Origin of the sequence: Streptomyces sp. NPDC058375 (assembly GCF_042723425.1) — a bacterium.
Lineage (GTDB): Bacteria > Actinomycetota > Actinomycetes > Streptomycetales > Streptomycetaceae > Streptomyces > Streptomyces durocortorensis.
Genome location: NZ_JBHXJG010000056.1, coordinates 1 through 14,614, shown reverse-complemented (window position 1 = coordinate 14,614; position 14,614 = coordinate 1). Strand labels below are relative to the sequence as shown.

Sequence of the window (14,614 nt, the reverse complement as noted above, 5' to 3'; positions counted from 1 at the left end):
GTCGATCGAGGCACCACGTCATTAGGAGAACTGTTGATCGACGTTCAGCGGCTGGCCGTCCTGCGCGAGGTCGCCCGTCATGGCAGCTTCAACCGGGCGGCCCTCGCACTGCACTGCACCCCCTCGGCCGTCTCGCAGCAGATCGCCGCCCTGGAGCGCGGCCTCGGCGCTCCCGCCGTCGAACGTTCCACCCGGGGCGTCACGTTGACGGACGCGGGCCGCCTGCTGGTGGAGGCGGCCGACTCGATCGCCGCCGAACTCTCCGACACCCAGCGGCGCATCGACCGGCTGGCCGCCGAGCGGATCGCCCTCACCGTCGCCACGTTCGCCAGCGGCGGCCGTCGGCTGCTGCCCGCCGCGCTCTCCGGATTCGTCGCCGACCATCCGGAGGTGGAGCTGACGATCCTGGAGGCGGAACCGGAGGAGAGCCTGCCCGGCGTCCGCGAGGGGCGGGCCGATCTCGCCCTCGCTTACCACTTCGACGGCCCGCCGCCCGCCAGGCCCGGCGACCGGTCCGGCCTGGACTGGATGCCCCTCGGCGTGGACCCGCTGCGGGTCGTCCTGCCGCGCGGCCACCCCACCGCCGCGCGCTGCCTGGACCGCCCGGATCCGCCGCATCTGGCCGAACTCGCCGACCAGCGCTGGATCCTGGGCTGCCGGAAGTCGGCTGCCCAACTCGCCGGCCACGCCGAACTGGCCGGCGTCGAACTGCGGATCTCGTGCACGGCGACGGACTACGGCTTTGCGCAGTCGCTCGTCCGCGCCGGCATCGGCATCGCGCTGATCCCTGAGATCGGCCTGATCCGCGATCCGGAGCTGATCGATTTCCCGCTGGCCGAGCCGAGCCCGCGCCGCCACCTGGGCCTGGCCCTCGCCCGCCGCCGTCGCGGCCCCGGCGCCCGCCTGGCCGAAGAGCTGGCGTCCCGGATCCTCGGCCGGGCGCAGGAGCCGACCAACCATCCCTTTCCGGATGATCCATCAAGGATCGAATGAGTACGCTGGACGCCATGACCGCCATGACGCCCACCCGCACCGCACCCGACCTCTCCTTCCTCCTCGACCACACCAGCCACGTCCTGCGGACCCGGATGTCGGCGGCGCTCGGCGAGATCGGCCTGACCGCCCGGATGCACTGCGTCCTCGTCCATGCCCTGGAGGAGGAGCGCACCCAGATCCAGCTCGCCGAGATCGGCGACATGGACAAGACCACGATGGTCGTGACGGTCGACGCGCTGGAGGATGCCGGGCTCGCCGAGCGCCGGCCCTCCAGCCGGGACCGGCGCGCCCGGATCATCGCGGTCACCGAGAAGGGCGCCGCCCTCGCGCAGCAGAGTCAGGCCATCGTCGACCGGGTCCACGACGAGGCACTGGCATCCCTGGACGCGGGCGACCGCACCGCGCTGCTCAAGGCGCTGAAGGCGCTGGCCGCCGGACATCTGGCCACGCCTACGGAGAGCCCCCGCGCGGTGCGCCGGGCGCGCCAGACCGCTAAGTAGAAGAGAAGAGGAGAGGAGAAGAGGGAGGAGAGGAGAAGGGGAGGGAGAGGGAGCGGGAGAGGAAGCCGAGTGGACCGTAAGAGATAATCCGCAACAAAACCATCTGCTACGGTCATCCTGTCGTCGCCTCCATCGACAGGAGTGGACCCATGTCTGCCGACGCCCTGCCCAGCTCCGCACACCGCCCTCCGCAGCCGCCGCCTCCCACACCCCGGACCCGGGCGCTCGCCCTCGGCGTGATCGCCACGGGGATGCTGATGATCGTGCTCGACGGTTCGATCGTGACCGTCGCGATGCCGGCCATCCAGGACGATCTGGGGTTCACGCCCGCCGGGCTCAGCTGGGTGGTGAACGCCTATCTGATCGCCTTCGGCAGCCTGCTCCTGCTGGCCGGCCGGCTCGGCGACCTGATCGGCCGGCGGCCGATGTTCCTGGCCGGGACCGTGCTGTTCACCGCCGCCTCGCTGGTCGCGGGGGCCGCCTCCTCGCCCGCCGTACTGATCGCCGCCCGCTTCGCACAGGGCCTCGGGAGCGCGATGAGCGCGGCGGTGGCCCTCGGCATCCTGGTCACCCTGTTCACCGAACCGGCCGAACGCGCCCGCGCCATCGCCGTGTTCTCCTTCACCGGCGCGGCCGGAGCCTCCATCGGTCAGGTCCTCGGCGGTGTCCTCACCGACGCCCTGAACTGGCACTGGATCTTCTACATCAACCTGCCGATCGGCCTCGCGGTCCTCCTCGTCGCCCGGCGCGTCCTGCCCGCCGACCGGGGCCTCGGCCTCGCCGCCGGGGCCGACGCGCTCGGGGCCCTCCTCGTCACCGCCGGACTGATGCTCGGCATCTACACCGTGGTCGAGGTGGAGTCGTACGGGTGGCTCTCGGCGCACACGCTGGGCCTCGGCAGCCTCGCCCTCGCCCTGCTCGCCGCCTTCGCCGTACGGCAGGCCACCGCGCGCACCCCGCTGATGCCCCTGCGGATCCTCCGCTCGCGCAAGGTGTCCGGCGCCAACCTCGTCCAGATGCTGATGGTGGCCGCGCTCTTCGCGTTCCAGGTCGTCATGGCGCTCTACCTGCAGAAGGTCCTCGGTTACGGGGCCGCCGCCACCGGCCTCGCCATGTTGCCGGCGGCCGTGGTCATCGGAGCCGTCTCGCTGGGGCTCTCGGCCCGGCTCGCCTCCCGGTTCGGCGAGCGGACCGTCCTGCTGACCGGGATCGGGCTGCTGATCGCCGCCCTCGGGGTGCTCGCCAGGCTGCCGGTGCGGGCTGACTACGTCACCGATCTGCTGCCCGTGATGCTGCTCGCGGCCGGGTTCGGGCTCGCCCTCCCCGCGCTGACCTCGCTCGGCATGTCGGGCGCGGGCGACGACGACGCCGGGCTCGCCTCGGGCCTCTTCAACACGACCCAGCAGATCGGCATGGCCCTCGGCGTGGCCGTCCTGTCCACACTGGCCGCAGGCCGGACCGAGGCGCTCGGGGCCGCCGGACTCTCCTCGGCCGAGGCGCTGACCGGCGGCTACCGGCTGGCGTTCACGGTCGGTGCGGGGCTCCTCGCCGCTGCCTTCGCCGTCGCGGCCCTGATGCTCCGGCCGGGACGCACCGACGGGACGCCCGCGCACCGCGACGGCGAGGCAAGCCGGCGACCTGGCGGGCGCTGACCGGCTGACCCGCCGCTGAGTGCGGAACACACGGTGACGCGCGCTGTCCCGCTGGCCGCTCGGAAGGGCGGCAGCGCTCGGCCATGAACGGTCCGGCGGCCGCTTATGGTCGACCACGCATCGCCACGCACCACCACGCACCACCACCAGCCGAAGGCCACGGAGGAGACCAGGCAATGAGCACGCGTTACGCGCCGCGCGACGACCTCACCCCGATCGCGTCCCCCAACGCTCCCCCCGGCACCTCACCCACTGCCCCCACCGCCGCACCCGCCGCACCCGCCTCCGCACCGGCGGCCCCCGTCGACCGCGCCTTCGACGCCGTGCTCTGCGACCTCGACAACGTCGTCCGCTTCTACGACACCGCCCCGCTCGCCGCCCTGGAGCGGGCCGCCGGGCTGCCGGAGGGCGCGACGACCGAGGTCGCCTACGCGCCCGAGGTCGATCTCCCGCTGCTGCTGGGCCGGATCGCCCCGGCCGCCTGGGTGGAGGCCATCGCCGCGGGGCTCACGGAGCGGGTGGGCGCGGACCGGGCCCGCGAGCTGGGCCAGGCCGTCGCGGACGCGCCCTTCCGGGCCGACGAGGAGGTGGTGGCGCTGCTGCGACGGGCCAGGACCCACGTCCCCCTGGTGCTCGTCACCAACGCCACCCTCCAACTCGACGACGACCTCGCAAAGTTGGGCCTGTCCGACCTGGCCGACGCGGTCGTGAGCAGCGCGGTGGAGCAGGTGGCCAAGCCCGACCCGGCCATCTACCGCATCGCGGCCGAGCGGGCGGGCGTACCGGCGGCGCGGTGCCTGTTCGTGGACGACCGGCAGGAGAACGTCGACGCGGCCGCCGCCCTCGGCATGGCCGGCGTCCTCTACCGCGAACCGGCGGACCTGCGCGCCGCGTTGGGGTCCTGCGCGGAGTGGGCCCCGCAGCCCGGCCGGGAGCGGTGTCCCGTGAACCGGGAGCGTTGATCCCATGGGCCGGGAGCCGGAAGTGCTGTCCGGGGGGATGGCCAACGCCGAAGCCGTACTCCGCCACGGCGACGCCGTCGAACGTCCCGCCCCACCGCACGTCGCCGCCCTGCACGCCCACCTCCGGGCGCTGCGCGAGCAGGGGTTCGACGGCGTGCCCGCGCCCCTGGGGGTCTCCGCCTCCGGTCTCCGCGAGCGGCTCTCGTACGTGCCCGGCGAGGTCGCCGTCGCCCCGCACCCGGCCTGGGCCTGGACGGACGAGGCCCTGCGCTCCGTGGGGGCGCTGCTCCGGCGGATGCACGAGGCGGCGGCGGCCGTACCGTTCGACCGTGCGGCCGACTGGCCCGCCGACCTGGCCGACCCGGAGGGGGCTGCGGCTCCCGGCGCGGTGGTCTGCCACAACGATGTGTGCCTGGAGAACGTGGTGTTCCGGGACGGTCGCGCCGCCGCCCTCATCGACTTCGACCTGGCTTCGCCGGGCCGCCCGGTGTGGGACGTGGCCATGGCGGCGCGTTACTGGGCGCCGATGCGGGGGCGCGCCGGTCTCGACCTGCCGCACCGGTTACGGGTCCTGGCCGGCGGCTACGGACTGGGGCGCGCGGACCGGGCCGCGCTGCCCCGGGTGATCGAGCAGGCCACCGCCGTGTGCCGGGCGTTCGTCGAGTCACGGGTGGCGCGGGGGGACGCGGCGTACGCAGCGGCGTACGAGAAGAGCGGCCGTGCGGCGTGGGACCGGCACCAGAGCCGGCTGGCGGACCAGCGCCACGAACTGACCGCCGCCCTGCTCGCCGACTGACCACCTCGAACCGGCCGGGCGTCTCGAACGTCCGGCCCCTGCCCCTGACCGGTCCACGCGCCCGACCGGCCCGCGCCCCTCAGCCGCGCGGCCCCGGCTCCAAACCCGTCCGCAGCTGGACGAACGCGTCCTCGGCCGCCTGGACCGCGCCCGCGTAGACCCGGTCCGCGCTCTCCCCCGCGTCGATCCGCCGCCAGTTGTCCAGGGCCAGGATGCGCAGGACGGCGACGATCTGCCCGGCCGCGAGCCGGTCGAGGGCCCCGCCGCCCAGCGCGCGGGCGAGAGCCGTCTCGGAGCGGCCCTGGTAGGCGTACATCCGGGCCACCAGCGACGGCGTCCCGTACAACAGGCGGAGGAACGCCAGCACCTCGGGTACGTCGCACAGGCCGGTCACCGGGTCGCGGCGGTCGAGGCCGTCGAGGAAGTGGCGGCGCAGGGCGTCCAGCGGGCTGTCGCCCGAGGGCCGTCCGGCGACCACCCGGGCGGGCTCGTCCTCGTGGTCGGCGAACCGGTGCAGCACCAGGTCCTCCTTGGCGGGGAAGTACCGGAACAGCGTCGGCTTGGAGATGTCCGCCGCTGCCGCCACCTCCGCCACGGACACCTTGTCGAAGCCGCGCTCCAGGAACATCGCGATGGCGGCGTCGGAGACCGCCTGGTAGGTCAGCTGCTTCTTGCGCTCCCGCAGACCGAGCGGCGCCGAACCGGCGGACAGCTGCCGCGCGTGACCGGCGGCCTGCCCGCCGGAACCATGGCCGGATTCACGGACGAACCCGCTTCCGGGCCGGTGGCCGGGCCCGCTTCCGGGCTCGTTTCCCGGGCCGCCCACGGACTCGTTCCCGGCGTTCTCTCCGCTCATGACCATGAAGCGTACGCCCTTGATCTCAAGCGGACTTGACGTCGCCGCCCGGGGCGCGGGAGCCCTCGGCCGCCCTGCGGACCAGCGCCTCCACCCCGTCCAACAGGCGTTCCATGCCGAAGGTGAACTCGTAGTCCGGGTCGTCCGGCTCGGTCAGCACCCCGGACTCCAGCAGCCGGGAGATCCCGGGGTGCCGGGCGGGGTCGACCAGCCGCCTGAGGGTGCGCTCGTAGGACGCCATCACGTCCTCGGGCGACACTCCGCGCGCGGCCACGGCGCCGGCCAGGTCGGCCATCAGGACCGCCTCGCTGCGGACGAAGTTGGAGACCAGCAGGACCACCGAGATCTTGTCGCCCTCATCGAGCCCACTGCCCTCCAGCGCCTGGAGCCCCTGCTCCCACCAGGCCAGCGAGTTCGGGGTCGCGGGCGGGCCCCCGACGGGGATCCGGAGCAGCCAGAGGTGGGCGTGGAGCCGGTCCCGCTGCGCGGACGCCCACGCGGCGAGCGCCTCCCGCCAACCCGCGCCTGACTCCAGGGCGGACAGCGGTTCCGGGGGGCCGAAGGCGGTCTCCTGCATCAGGACGTACAGCTCGTCCTTGGCGGAGACGTACCGGTACAGGGACATCGTGGACGCGCCGAGCTCCTTTGCGACCCGGCCCATCGACACGGCCCCGAGCCCTTCGGCCGCCGCGACGCGCACCGCCGCGGCCACGATCCGCTCCAGGCTCAGACCGGGCTTCGGGCCCTTCGCCGGGCGCTCCCGCAGCCCCCAGGCCGCCTCCAGGCTGGCCGGCAGGTCTCCGCCGTCCCCGCTGCTCTTCTCCGTCACCGCATCCCCTTCGCCCGGCGTCTCGTCCACGCCGCCGCCGCGCCCCGCGCCCTCGTTCGCCTTGACCCCATCCTAGGGATGCGTAATGCTTACGCAATAACGCGTATGGCATACGCAGAAGGGGGTTCCGACATGACCGACCCGAACAGCCGGACCAGCCCAGCCAGCCCGGCCCGCCCGACCAGCTCGGCAAGCCCGGCCCGCTCAGCCCGCCCAGCCCGCCCGGCCGAAATCGCCGCCCCCACCATCGAGGCGTACGGCCTCACCAAGTCCTACGGGAAGCCAGCCGTCCGGGTCCTCGACGGCATCGACCTCCAGGTCGGGCGCGGCACGGTCTTCGCCCTGCTCGGGCCGAACGGGGCCGGCAAGACCACCGCCGTACGGATCCTCGCGACCCTGACCGAGGCCGACTCCGGCACCGCCCGCGTCGCGGGGTACGACGTCGTCGCCGACCGGAGCGCGGTGCGCCGCTCCATCAGCCTCACCGGCCAGTTCGCCGCCGTGGACGAGACCCAGACCGGTGAGGAGAACCTGCGGATGATGGCCCGGCTCACCGGGCTCTCCCGGGCCGACGCCCGCCGCCGGGCCGCGGAGCTGCTGGAGCGCTTCGACCTCACCGCGGCGGCCCGCCGCCCCGTCGTTGCGTACTCCGGAGGCATGCGCCGCCGCCTCGACCTGGCCGCCGGGCTCGTCGGTTCACCGGAGCCCGGGGTGTTCTTCCTGGACGAGCCGACCACCGGCCTCGACCCGCGCAGCCGCCAGGAGCTCTGGGAGGTCGTCCGGGAGCTGGCCGCGCGCGGGGCGACCGTCCTGCTCACCACCCAGTACCTGGAGGAGGCCGACCGCCTCGCCGACCGGATCGCGCTGCTGAACCGGGGCCGGATCGCCGCCGAAGGCACCGCCGCCGACCTCAAGTCCCGCGTCGGCGGACACCGCCTCGACCTGGTCCTCACCAGCCGCGAGGCCTACCTCCGCCTGGCTGCCCGGGCCGTCCACCACTCCCCCGAGACCCTCACGCTCGGCCTGCCCACCGACGGCTCGGCGGCCCAGGTGCGCGCCCTGCTCGACGAGATCGACCCGGTCGGCCGCGAGATCGAGAGCTTCGGCCTGCACAGCGCGACCCTCGACGACGTCTTCCTCGCCCTGACCTCGAACACGCCCACAGGCCAGAACCCGCCCACGCCCACGCCCACGCCCACGCCCACGCCCACGCCCAGGAACGCGCCCACGACTCCGGAGGCATCCCCCCATGTCTGACACCGCCGTTCAGCCAAGAAGCCCGGTCCGGCGCACCGACGGAGCCGTGCAGGGCCCCGGGCGCGGGGCCGGCCCGCTCACCCACACCGCCGTCATGGCCACCCGCGCCCTGCGCATCAGCAGCCGCAACATCGACGCGCTGATCACGTCCCTGGCCCTGCCGATCATGCTGATGCTGATCTTCGTCTACTTCTTCGGCGGCGCGATCGACACCGGCACGGACTACGACTCGTACGTCATGTACGTCGTCCCGGGCGTCCTGCTCCTGTCCGCCGGGTTCGGCGCCGCCACCACCGCCACCGCCGTCAGCGAGGACATGAAGGGCGGCATCATCGACCGTTTCCGCTCCCTGGACGTGGGCGGTACGCCGGTGCTCGCCGGCCATGTGGCGGCCAGCACCGTCCGCAATCTCTGCGCCACCGCCCTGGTCTTCGGCGTCGCGCTGCTGATCGGCTACCGCCCCGCCGCCTCCTGGAGCGGCTGGCTCCTGGTGGCCGCCGTGCTGGTCGCCTACATCGTGGCCCTGTCCTGGATCTCGGCGGCGATCGGCCTGCTGGCCCGGACCCCGGAGGCGGCGAGCGGCTTCACGTTCTTCATGTCGTTCCTGCCCTACCCGAGCAGCGCGTTCGTCCCGACCGACAACATGCCGGACTGGCTGCACGGCTTCGCCGACCACCAGCCGATCACCCCGGCCATCGAGTCCCTGCGCGGGCTGCTGCTCGGCCAGGACGTGGGCAACACCCCCTGGATCGCGCTCGCCTGGGCGGCGGGGATGCTCGCCCTGGCGATCAGCGCCTCCGGAACGCTGTTCCGGATCCGGACGCGCTAGGGCTAGGGCTAGGGCTCGGGAGTCAGAAGTGGGAGTCAGAAGTCAGAACACGTCCGGGCACCACGGCCGCCGCCCCGTACGGAACACCGCGTTCGCCGTCGTCGCCGCACCCGCCCGCAGCTCCTCCGCCCGGCCCAGGTCCACCAGCCGCCGCACGGACTCGTCGCCCAGATACAGCGTGGACAGCTCCCCGACCCCCAGGGCCAGATCGGCGCTCCGGGTGGTCGGCGTACAGCGGGCGCCGGACTCCGAGGCGTCCAGCAGGAAGCGGCCCCCGGCCAGCCCCGCCTCGTCCCGGACCTCCAGGACGAGCGACGCCTCGGTGCCGTACGTCCGGGCCTCCAGGGCGCGCGGCACGTCCAGCATCCGCAGCCACAGCCAGTCCGAGTTCGTGATCATCCGGGCCGCGCGCGGGTCGGGGAGCAGCAGCGGAAGCAGGTCGTCGGGGGCGCGGTAGCCGGAGCGGACGGTGGCGATCCAGTCGACCGAGCAGAGGTAGTGCCACAGGGCCCGCTCCGCCGCCGGGTTCAGCGCGATCATGTCCCGTACGGAAGCGGTGTTCAGCGGCTGCTTGGCGTCGCCCCACGTGTCGTCCGCGCTGTACGTCATCAGGCCGTCGATCTCACCGTCCGCGGCGCGGTGCACGACGTAGAACGGCTCGGTCCACTTCTCGCGCTCCGTGCGGGGCGTGACCCCCGTGCGCAGCCGCCACCAGCGCTCGTCGCGGGTGACGACTCCGGGCTGCCGGGCCGCGAGCGCTCCGTGCACCTCGGGGCCGGTCTTGCGGACGTCCGCCCCCTCCACCATCTCGATCCGGCCACCGCCCGCCGGCTGCCCCGAGCGGCGCGGATCGAGGCCGGCCCGGTGCACGGAGACCTCCCACACGGCGTTCCAGGCGGCGGGCCCGAAGCCGTACCGCCCGTAGATCGGGTACTCGGCGGCGATCAGCGAGGCGACCGGCTCACCGCGCTCCTTGGCCGCCGCCAGGTCCGTCGCCATCATCCGGCTGAGCAGTCCGCGGCGGCGGTGCGTGGGCGCCACCGTGACCCCGGTGATCGCGTCGGCCGCCACGGTGGCCCCGCCCACGACGGTCAGCTGCTGGGCGAACGAGCGGAACGTCGCCACACAGCGCCCGGCGTCGAACACGCCCTGGATACGGGAGAGATCCGTGCTGACGAGCCGGTCCGCGACATCGTCCTCGCCCGGCCTGCCGGCGGTCAGGAAGCCGTTCTGCACCGCCCTCAGCCAGTCGGGGTAGTCGGACGCGGTGACGGTACGGACATCGAGGCTCATCCCTCCACGCTAAGCAGGCACGGTTCAGAATGTCGCGCGAATTTCCCCTACCTCGGCCGCCCCGCCGAGCAGCGGCGACCGTCCGATCCGGGCGACCACCGGCGCGTCCACGTCCAGCAGCTCCAGGGCGCGGGCCAGCACCGGGCCGAGCGCCCGGGCCGACCCGTCGTCGATCTTCAAGGCGAGGGCCCGGCCGTCGGCCAGGGCCACCGCCTGGACCGCCTCGGCCCCCATCTTGGAGAGCGTCCCGGGCACCTCCCGCATCAGCCAGGTGTCCGGGCGCCGGGTGCCCGCGACGTACTCCGGGTGGGCGCGCATCGCGTCCGCGACCCGGCGCTCGGCGCTGCCGGGCTCCGCCAGGACGAAGGAGCGGAAGGCGCGGGCCAGACCGGTCAGCCCGATCGCCATCAGCGGAGCCCCGCAGCCGTCCGTGCCGAGCGCCGCGACGGGCTCGCCCGCCGCCTCCGCGACGACCTGGCCGACGAGCTGCTGGAGCGGGTGGGCGGGGTCGAGGTAGGTGGCGGTGTCCCAGCCGTTGCGGACGCAGACGGCGAGCATGGCGGCGTGCTTGCCGGAGCAGTTCATCGTGATCCGCTCGCGTACGTTCCCGGCCGCGAGGTACGTCTCCGCCTCCACCGGATCCAGCGGCAGGTCCGGCGGGGTCTGGAGGTCGGCGGTGCTCAGCCCGTGCTCGGCGAGCATCTTCCGCGCGAGGTCGAGGTGGAAGGGCTCCCCGGAGTGGCTCGCGGCGGCCAGCGCCAGCCGTTCGCCCGTCAGATCGAGCCCGGCCCGCAGGATCGCGGCGGCCTGCATCGGCTTGTTGGAGGACCGGGGGAAGACCGGCGCCGCCGGGTCTCCGATCGCCCGCTCCACGCTGCCGTCGGCGGCCAGCAGGACCAGGGATCCCCGGTGGTGGCCCTCCGTGAACCCGGAGCGCACGACCTCGGCCAGGACGGGCGGGGCGGGGGCCGGAGCGGAGGGTATGGCGGACGGGGCGTCGGTCGACGTCATGGTGGCCTTCCGGGGACGGGGGTGCGGGACACCCGCGCCCGGAAGGGTCGCTTCAGGCGAGCAGGTCGTCCACTTGTGCTTCCCCGTCACGGTACCTGCGGGCGATCTCCGCGCCGCAATCGTCGGCCGTGCGCTGGAGCTCGTGACGACGCCGGGAGACCTGCTGTTCGTAGCGGACGAGCCGCCCCATCGCCGTGTGCAGCTCCTCGTCGGTCCGGGCGTCCAGGTCGGACAGCTCGACCTCGGCGAGATTCTCCGCGGCGAGCTGCCGGAACTCGTCGCCGCGCGGCGTCGTCAGCGTGACGTGCCGGGCGGAGGAGCGGTGCCGGGACGGGGTGTCGGCCAGGATCTCCGAGAGCCGGTCGACCACGGCGGCGTCCTCCACCGGGGCCTCCGGATCCCGGCGGCGGGCCAGCTCGGCACGGAGGATGTCGATCCGGCCCTGCACCAGCCGGCGTACGTAACTGAGATCGGCCTCGTCGCGCTGGGCGTCCCGGCGCAGCGTCCGCAGCTCCGGCAGCCGCAGCCCGCCGAATCCCGCGTCGCCGCCCGCCTGCTCCGGCACGGTGGCGGCGGCGGTGGCCGGCCCGGGCGGCAGCGCGGGACCTGGTCCCGGCAGACTGCGCTGTACGGGTGACCGCAGGGTGCTGGTGCGGTGACGTGCGCCCGGTACGGCACCGGGAGATTGTCCGGCTCCATATGTACTCATGCTGTTCCGTCCCCTCGACCGGTGCGTCGGCACACCGACATCGTGCATCGTGCCACCCCGCACCGTGCCGACGCAGGTGCTCTGTACCCGTTCAGCCCAAGATAGGTTGGTCTGTATGCGTGCAGTGGTACAGAGAGTGGATGGTGCGAGCGTCTCCGTCGCCGGTGCGACGGACGACCCCTCCGCCCCGGGAATCGTCGGGGAGATCGTCGGTGAGGGCCTGTGTGTGCTGGTCGGGGTCACCCATGACGACACCCCCGGGAAGGCGGTGCAGCTGGCCCGCAAGCTCTGGTCGGTGCGCATTCTGGAGGGCGAGAAGTCCTGTTCCGATGTGAATGCGCCCCTCCTGGTGATTTCTCAGTTCACTCTCTACGGGGACGCCCGCAAGGGGCGCAGGCCCACCTGGAACGCCGCGGCGCCGGGCGACGTCGCCGAGCCGCTGGTGGACGAGGTGGTGGCGCAGCTGCGGGCGCTGGGGGCGCACGTGGAGACGGGCCGGTTCGGAGCGGACATGCGGGTCTCGCTCACGAACCACGGCCCGTTCACGGTGATCGTCGAGGTGTAGCCGGACGTGTAGCCGTACGCCGTCGGAACAGGGTTCCTACGGCTCGACGACCGTCTCCTGGGCCGCCGCCGTGTCCCCGGCGATCAGCTCCGCGTCGACGGCCACGTTCCGCTTGACCAGGGCCAGGGCGATCGGGCCCAGCTCGTGGTGGCGGGCCGAGGTGGTGATGAAGCCGAGCTGGCGGCCCTCCTGGCCGTCGGCGGCCAGCCGTACCGGCGTGCCGTGGCCCGGCAGGTGCACCTCGCTGCCGTCCAGGTGCAGGAAGACGAGCCGGCGCGGCGGCTTCCCCAGGTTGTGGACGCGGGCCACCGTCTCCTGGCCCCGGTAGCAGCCCTTCTGCAGGTGGACGGCGGTGCCGATCCAGCCCAGCTCGTGCGGGATGGTGCGGTGGTCGGTCTCGAAGCCGACGCGCGGCCGGTGCCCCTCCACGCGCAGCGCCTCGTACGCCAGGATCCCGGCGGCGGGCCCGTTGGCGGCGGCGTACGCCTCCAGCTCCGGGCGCGGCAGGAACAGGTCCCGGCCCTGCGGGGTCTCCCGTACGGTCGCCCCGTCCGGGACCTCCGCGATGGAGCCGGCCGGGAGGTGGACGAGCGCGATGTCCTCGGTGCGGTCGGCGACCTCGACCCGGTAGAAGAACTTCATCGACTCCAGGTAGGCGATCAGGTCGGCCTGGGTGTCGGGTTCGACGTGCATCCACACGGTCGTGCCGTCGTCGACCAGGTACATCGCGTGCTCGATGTGCCCGTTGGCGGAGAGGATCAGGGACTCGGTGGCCCGGTGCGGGGCGAGGTCGCTGACGTGCTGGGTGAGCAGCAGGTGCAGCCAGGCCAGCCGGTCGTCGCCGGTGACGGTGACGACGCCCCGGTGGGAGAGGTCGACGAAGCCGTTGCCGTCGGCGAGGGCGCGTTGCTCGCGGAACAGGTCGCCGTAGTGCGCGGCGACACCTTCGTCGCGGCCTTCGGCGGGGACGGCGCCGGGCAGGGACAGCAGGGGGCTCTTCATGTGCCCAGCCTACGACTTGGCGGAACCGTCCTTCGCGGCCGTCTTCGCCGCCGTGCAGCCCGCGCAGCGGCCGAAGATCGCGAAGTGCTTCATGTCGGTGTCGAAGCCGAAGTCGGCGCGCAGCTTCTCCGTGAAGTCGGCGACGACGGAGACGTCCGCCTCGATGACGTCCTTGCAGTCCCGGCAGACCAGGTGGATGTGGTGGTGCCGGTCGGCCAGGTGGTACGACGGGGCACCGTGGCCGAGATGCGCGTGGCTGACGAGCCCGAGCTCCTCCAGGAGCTCCAGGGTCCGGTACACCGTGGAGATGTTCACGCCGGACGCCGTCTTGCGCACCTCGCACAGGATGTCGTCCGGAGTCCCGTGCTCCAGGGCGTCGACCGCCTCCAGGACGAGCTGCCGCTGGGGCGTCAGCCGGTAGCCGCGCTGCCGAAGGTCGGTCTTCCAGTCGGTGGTCACCACACGCCCAGTCTAGGGCGTGTGGTCAAACCCCGGCCGGTACCGCGTCCCGGCGCTCCACCTGAAGGCGACCGGTCCCGCCTCCGGGCGCTCTACTTGAAGAAGGCGATCCCGTCGTCCGGCATGTCCTCGAGGTTCCGCGCCATCTCGGCGACCTCCTCGGGGGTGACGACCTTCTTCAGGTGCGCCGACATGTACGGGCGCAGCTCGACCTCGGGGGTGGCCTTCTCGCCGACCCACATCAGGTCGCTCTTGACGTACCCGTAGAGCCGCTTGCCACCGCTGTACGGGCCGGAGGCCGCCGTGCGGGCCACCGCGTCGGTGACCAGGTCGATCTGCGGCTTCTGGTCGGCCAGCTCGCCGTACCAGATCTCGATGACGCCCTGGTCGCGGGCCATGACGACCTCGACCTTGCGGTCCTTGTCGATGCGCCAGTAGCCGGTCTCGGTCTCCAGCGGCCGGACCTGCTTGCCCTCTTCGTCCAGGACCCAGGTGCGGGAGACGTACTCCAGGAAGTCGCGGCCGTCGTGGCTGAAGGTGACTTCCTGGCCGAAGTTGCACTTCTCGGCGCCGGGGAAGTCGGACACGCCCGCGCCCGCCCAGTTGCCGAGGAGGAAGGCCAGCGGGACGAGGTCCGGGTGGAGGTCGGACGGAATCTCGATCATGAGCGGCTCAGACGATCTGTGAGGGTGCGAGAGGTGGGCGGGAACCGGCGGCCGACGAGGGTCAGCGCTGGCCCTGGTACAGCTTCTTCACGGTGATCGCGGCGAAGGCGGTGACGCCCACGCAGACCAGGATCAGCAGGGCGGAGAAGAATGCCTCAAGCACAGGGGGCTCCTCGTGACGAGCGGGTGGCGGCGGTGACAGGGCCGGGCCCCCAGCCTAATGGGTGGGGGCC

At 73.2% G+C, this 14,614-nt stretch carries 16 protein-coding genes; 8 read left to right on the top strand and 8 right to left on the bottom strand.

What is annotated here, in order from left to right:
- Positions 1–33: 33 nt before the first annotated feature.
- The 5 genes from ACFWM7_RS12485 (at position 34) to ACFWM7_RS12465 (ending at position 4,906) form a co-directional block, all read left to right on the top strand.
- Positions 34–993 carry a LysR family transcriptional regulator gene (locus tag ACFWM7_RS12485; protein WP_383258948.1) on the top strand — a complete coding sequence of 320 codons (960 nt, stop codon included), beginning with the start codon at positions 34–36 and terminating at the stop codon, positions 991–993.
- 14 nt (positions 994–1,007) lie between these two features.
- A complete protein-coding gene (locus tag ACFWM7_RS12480) occupies positions 1,008–1,496 on the top strand; it encodes a MarR family winged helix-turn-helix transcriptional regulator (RefSeq protein ID WP_383258945.1) in 489 nt (162 codons plus the stop codon).
- Between the two features lie 149 nt (positions 1,497–1,645).
- On the top strand, positions 1,646–3,148 hold the full coding sequence (locus ACFWM7_RS12475; protein WP_383258941.1) for an MFS transporter: 1,503 nt from the start codon (positions 1,646–1,648) through the stop codon (positions 3,146–3,148).
- Positions 3,149–3,471: 323 nt separating this feature from the next.
- Positions 3,472–4,110: an HAD-IA family hydrolase gene (locus ACFWM7_RS12470; protein WP_383259008.1), complete on the top strand. Its 639-nt coding sequence runs from the start codon at positions 3,472–3,474 to the stop codon at positions 4,108–4,110.
- Positions 4,111–4,114: 4 nt separating this feature from the next.
- A complete protein-coding gene (locus ACFWM7_RS12465) occupies positions 4,115–4,906 on the top strand; it encodes a phosphotransferase (protein ID WP_383258939.1) in 792 nt (263 codons plus the stop codon).
- Positions 4,907–4,985: 79 nt separating this feature from the next.
- Here ACFWM7_RS12465 and ACFWM7_RS12460 read toward each other — a convergent pair whose 3' ends face one another.
- Together ACFWM7_RS12460 and ACFWM7_RS12455 are read right to left on the bottom strand one after the other, a co-directional pair.
- Positions 4,986–5,768, bottom strand: a complete 783-nt coding sequence (locus ACFWM7_RS12460) for a TetR/AcrR family transcriptional regulator (RefSeq protein WP_383258935.1) — start codon at positions 5,766–5,768, stop codon at positions 4,986–4,988.
- Between the two features lie 19 nt (positions 5,769–5,787).
- A complete protein-coding gene (locus tag ACFWM7_RS12455) occupies positions 5,788–6,591 on the bottom strand; it encodes a TetR/AcrR family transcriptional regulator (RefSeq protein ID WP_383258932.1) in 804 nt (267 codons plus the stop codon).
- A 132-nt stretch (positions 6,592–6,723) separates the two neighbouring features.
- On the opposite strand from ACFWM7_RS12455, the gene ACFWM7_RS12450 reads away from it, so the two are divergent.
- Both ACFWM7_RS12450 and ACFWM7_RS12445 read left to right on the top strand, forming a co-directional pair.
- Positions 6,724–7,848 (top strand): ATP-binding cassette domain-containing protein, encoded by a 1,125-nt coding sequence (locus tag ACFWM7_RS12450; protein WP_383258929.1) that lies wholly within the window; start codon positions 6,724–6,726, stop codon positions 7,846–7,848.
- Positions 7,841–8,677 carry an ABC transporter permease gene (locus tag ACFWM7_RS12445; RefSeq protein ID WP_383258926.1) on the top strand — a complete coding sequence of 279 codons (837 nt, stop codon included), beginning with the start codon at positions 7,841–7,843 and terminating at the stop codon, positions 8,675–8,677. The genes ACFWM7_RS12450 and ACFWM7_RS12445 overlap by 8 nt, the downstream gene beginning before the upstream one ends.
- A gap of 42 nt (positions 8,678–8,719) precedes the next feature.
- On the opposite strand, the gene ACFWM7_RS12440 is transcribed toward ACFWM7_RS12445, so the two are convergent.
- The 3 genes from ACFWM7_RS12440 to ACFWM7_RS12430 are packed head-to-tail and all read right to left on the bottom strand — an operon-like array spanning position 8,720 to position 11,690.
- Positions 8,720–9,970 carry a GNAT family N-acetyltransferase gene (locus ACFWM7_RS12440; protein ID WP_383258923.1) on the bottom strand — a complete coding sequence of 417 codons (1,251 nt, stop codon included), beginning with the start codon at positions 9,968–9,970 and terminating at the stop codon, positions 8,720–8,722.
- A gap of 24 nt (positions 9,971–9,994) precedes the next feature.
- A complete protein-coding gene (locus ACFWM7_RS12435) occupies positions 9,995–10,981 on the bottom strand; it encodes an asparaginase (protein WP_383258921.1) in 987 nt (328 codons plus the stop codon).
- Between the two features lie 52 nt (positions 10,982–11,033).
- Positions 11,034–11,690 carry an ABC transporter substrate-binding protein gene (locus ACFWM7_RS12430; protein ID WP_383258919.1) on the bottom strand — a complete coding sequence of 219 codons (657 nt, stop codon included), beginning with the start codon at positions 11,688–11,690 and terminating at the stop codon, positions 11,034–11,036.
- Positions 11,691–11,805: 115 nt separating this feature from the next.
- On the opposite strand from ACFWM7_RS12430, the gene dtd reads away from it, so the two are divergent.
- Positions 11,806–12,255, top strand: coding sequence for a D-aminoacyl-tRNA deacylase (dtd, locus tag ACFWM7_RS12425; protein WP_383258916.1), 450 nt, complete (start codon positions 11,806–11,808; stop codon positions 12,253–12,255).
- A 36-nt stretch (positions 12,256–12,291) separates the two neighbouring features.
- Here the strand turns inward: dtd and ACFWM7_RS12420 are convergent, their stop codons facing one another.
- From ACFWM7_RS12420 to ACFWM7_RS12410, 3 genes are all read right to left on the bottom strand, one after another.
- On the bottom strand, positions 12,292–13,257 hold the full coding sequence (locus ACFWM7_RS12420; protein ID WP_383258913.1) for a YgfZ/GcvT domain-containing protein: 966 nt from the start codon (positions 13,255–13,257) through the stop codon (positions 12,292–12,294).
- Positions 13,258–13,266: 9 nt separating this feature from the next.
- A complete protein-coding gene (locus ACFWM7_RS12415; RefSeq protein WP_383258910.1) occupies positions 13,267–13,719 on the bottom strand; it encodes a Fur family transcriptional regulator in 453 nt (150 codons plus the stop codon).
- 89 nt (positions 13,720–13,808) lie between these two features.
- Positions 13,809–14,381, bottom strand: coding sequence for an FABP family protein (locus tag ACFWM7_RS12410; protein WP_137234855.1), 573 nt, complete (start codon positions 14,379–14,381; stop codon positions 13,809–13,811).
- Positions 14,382–14,614 lie beyond the last annotated feature (233 nt).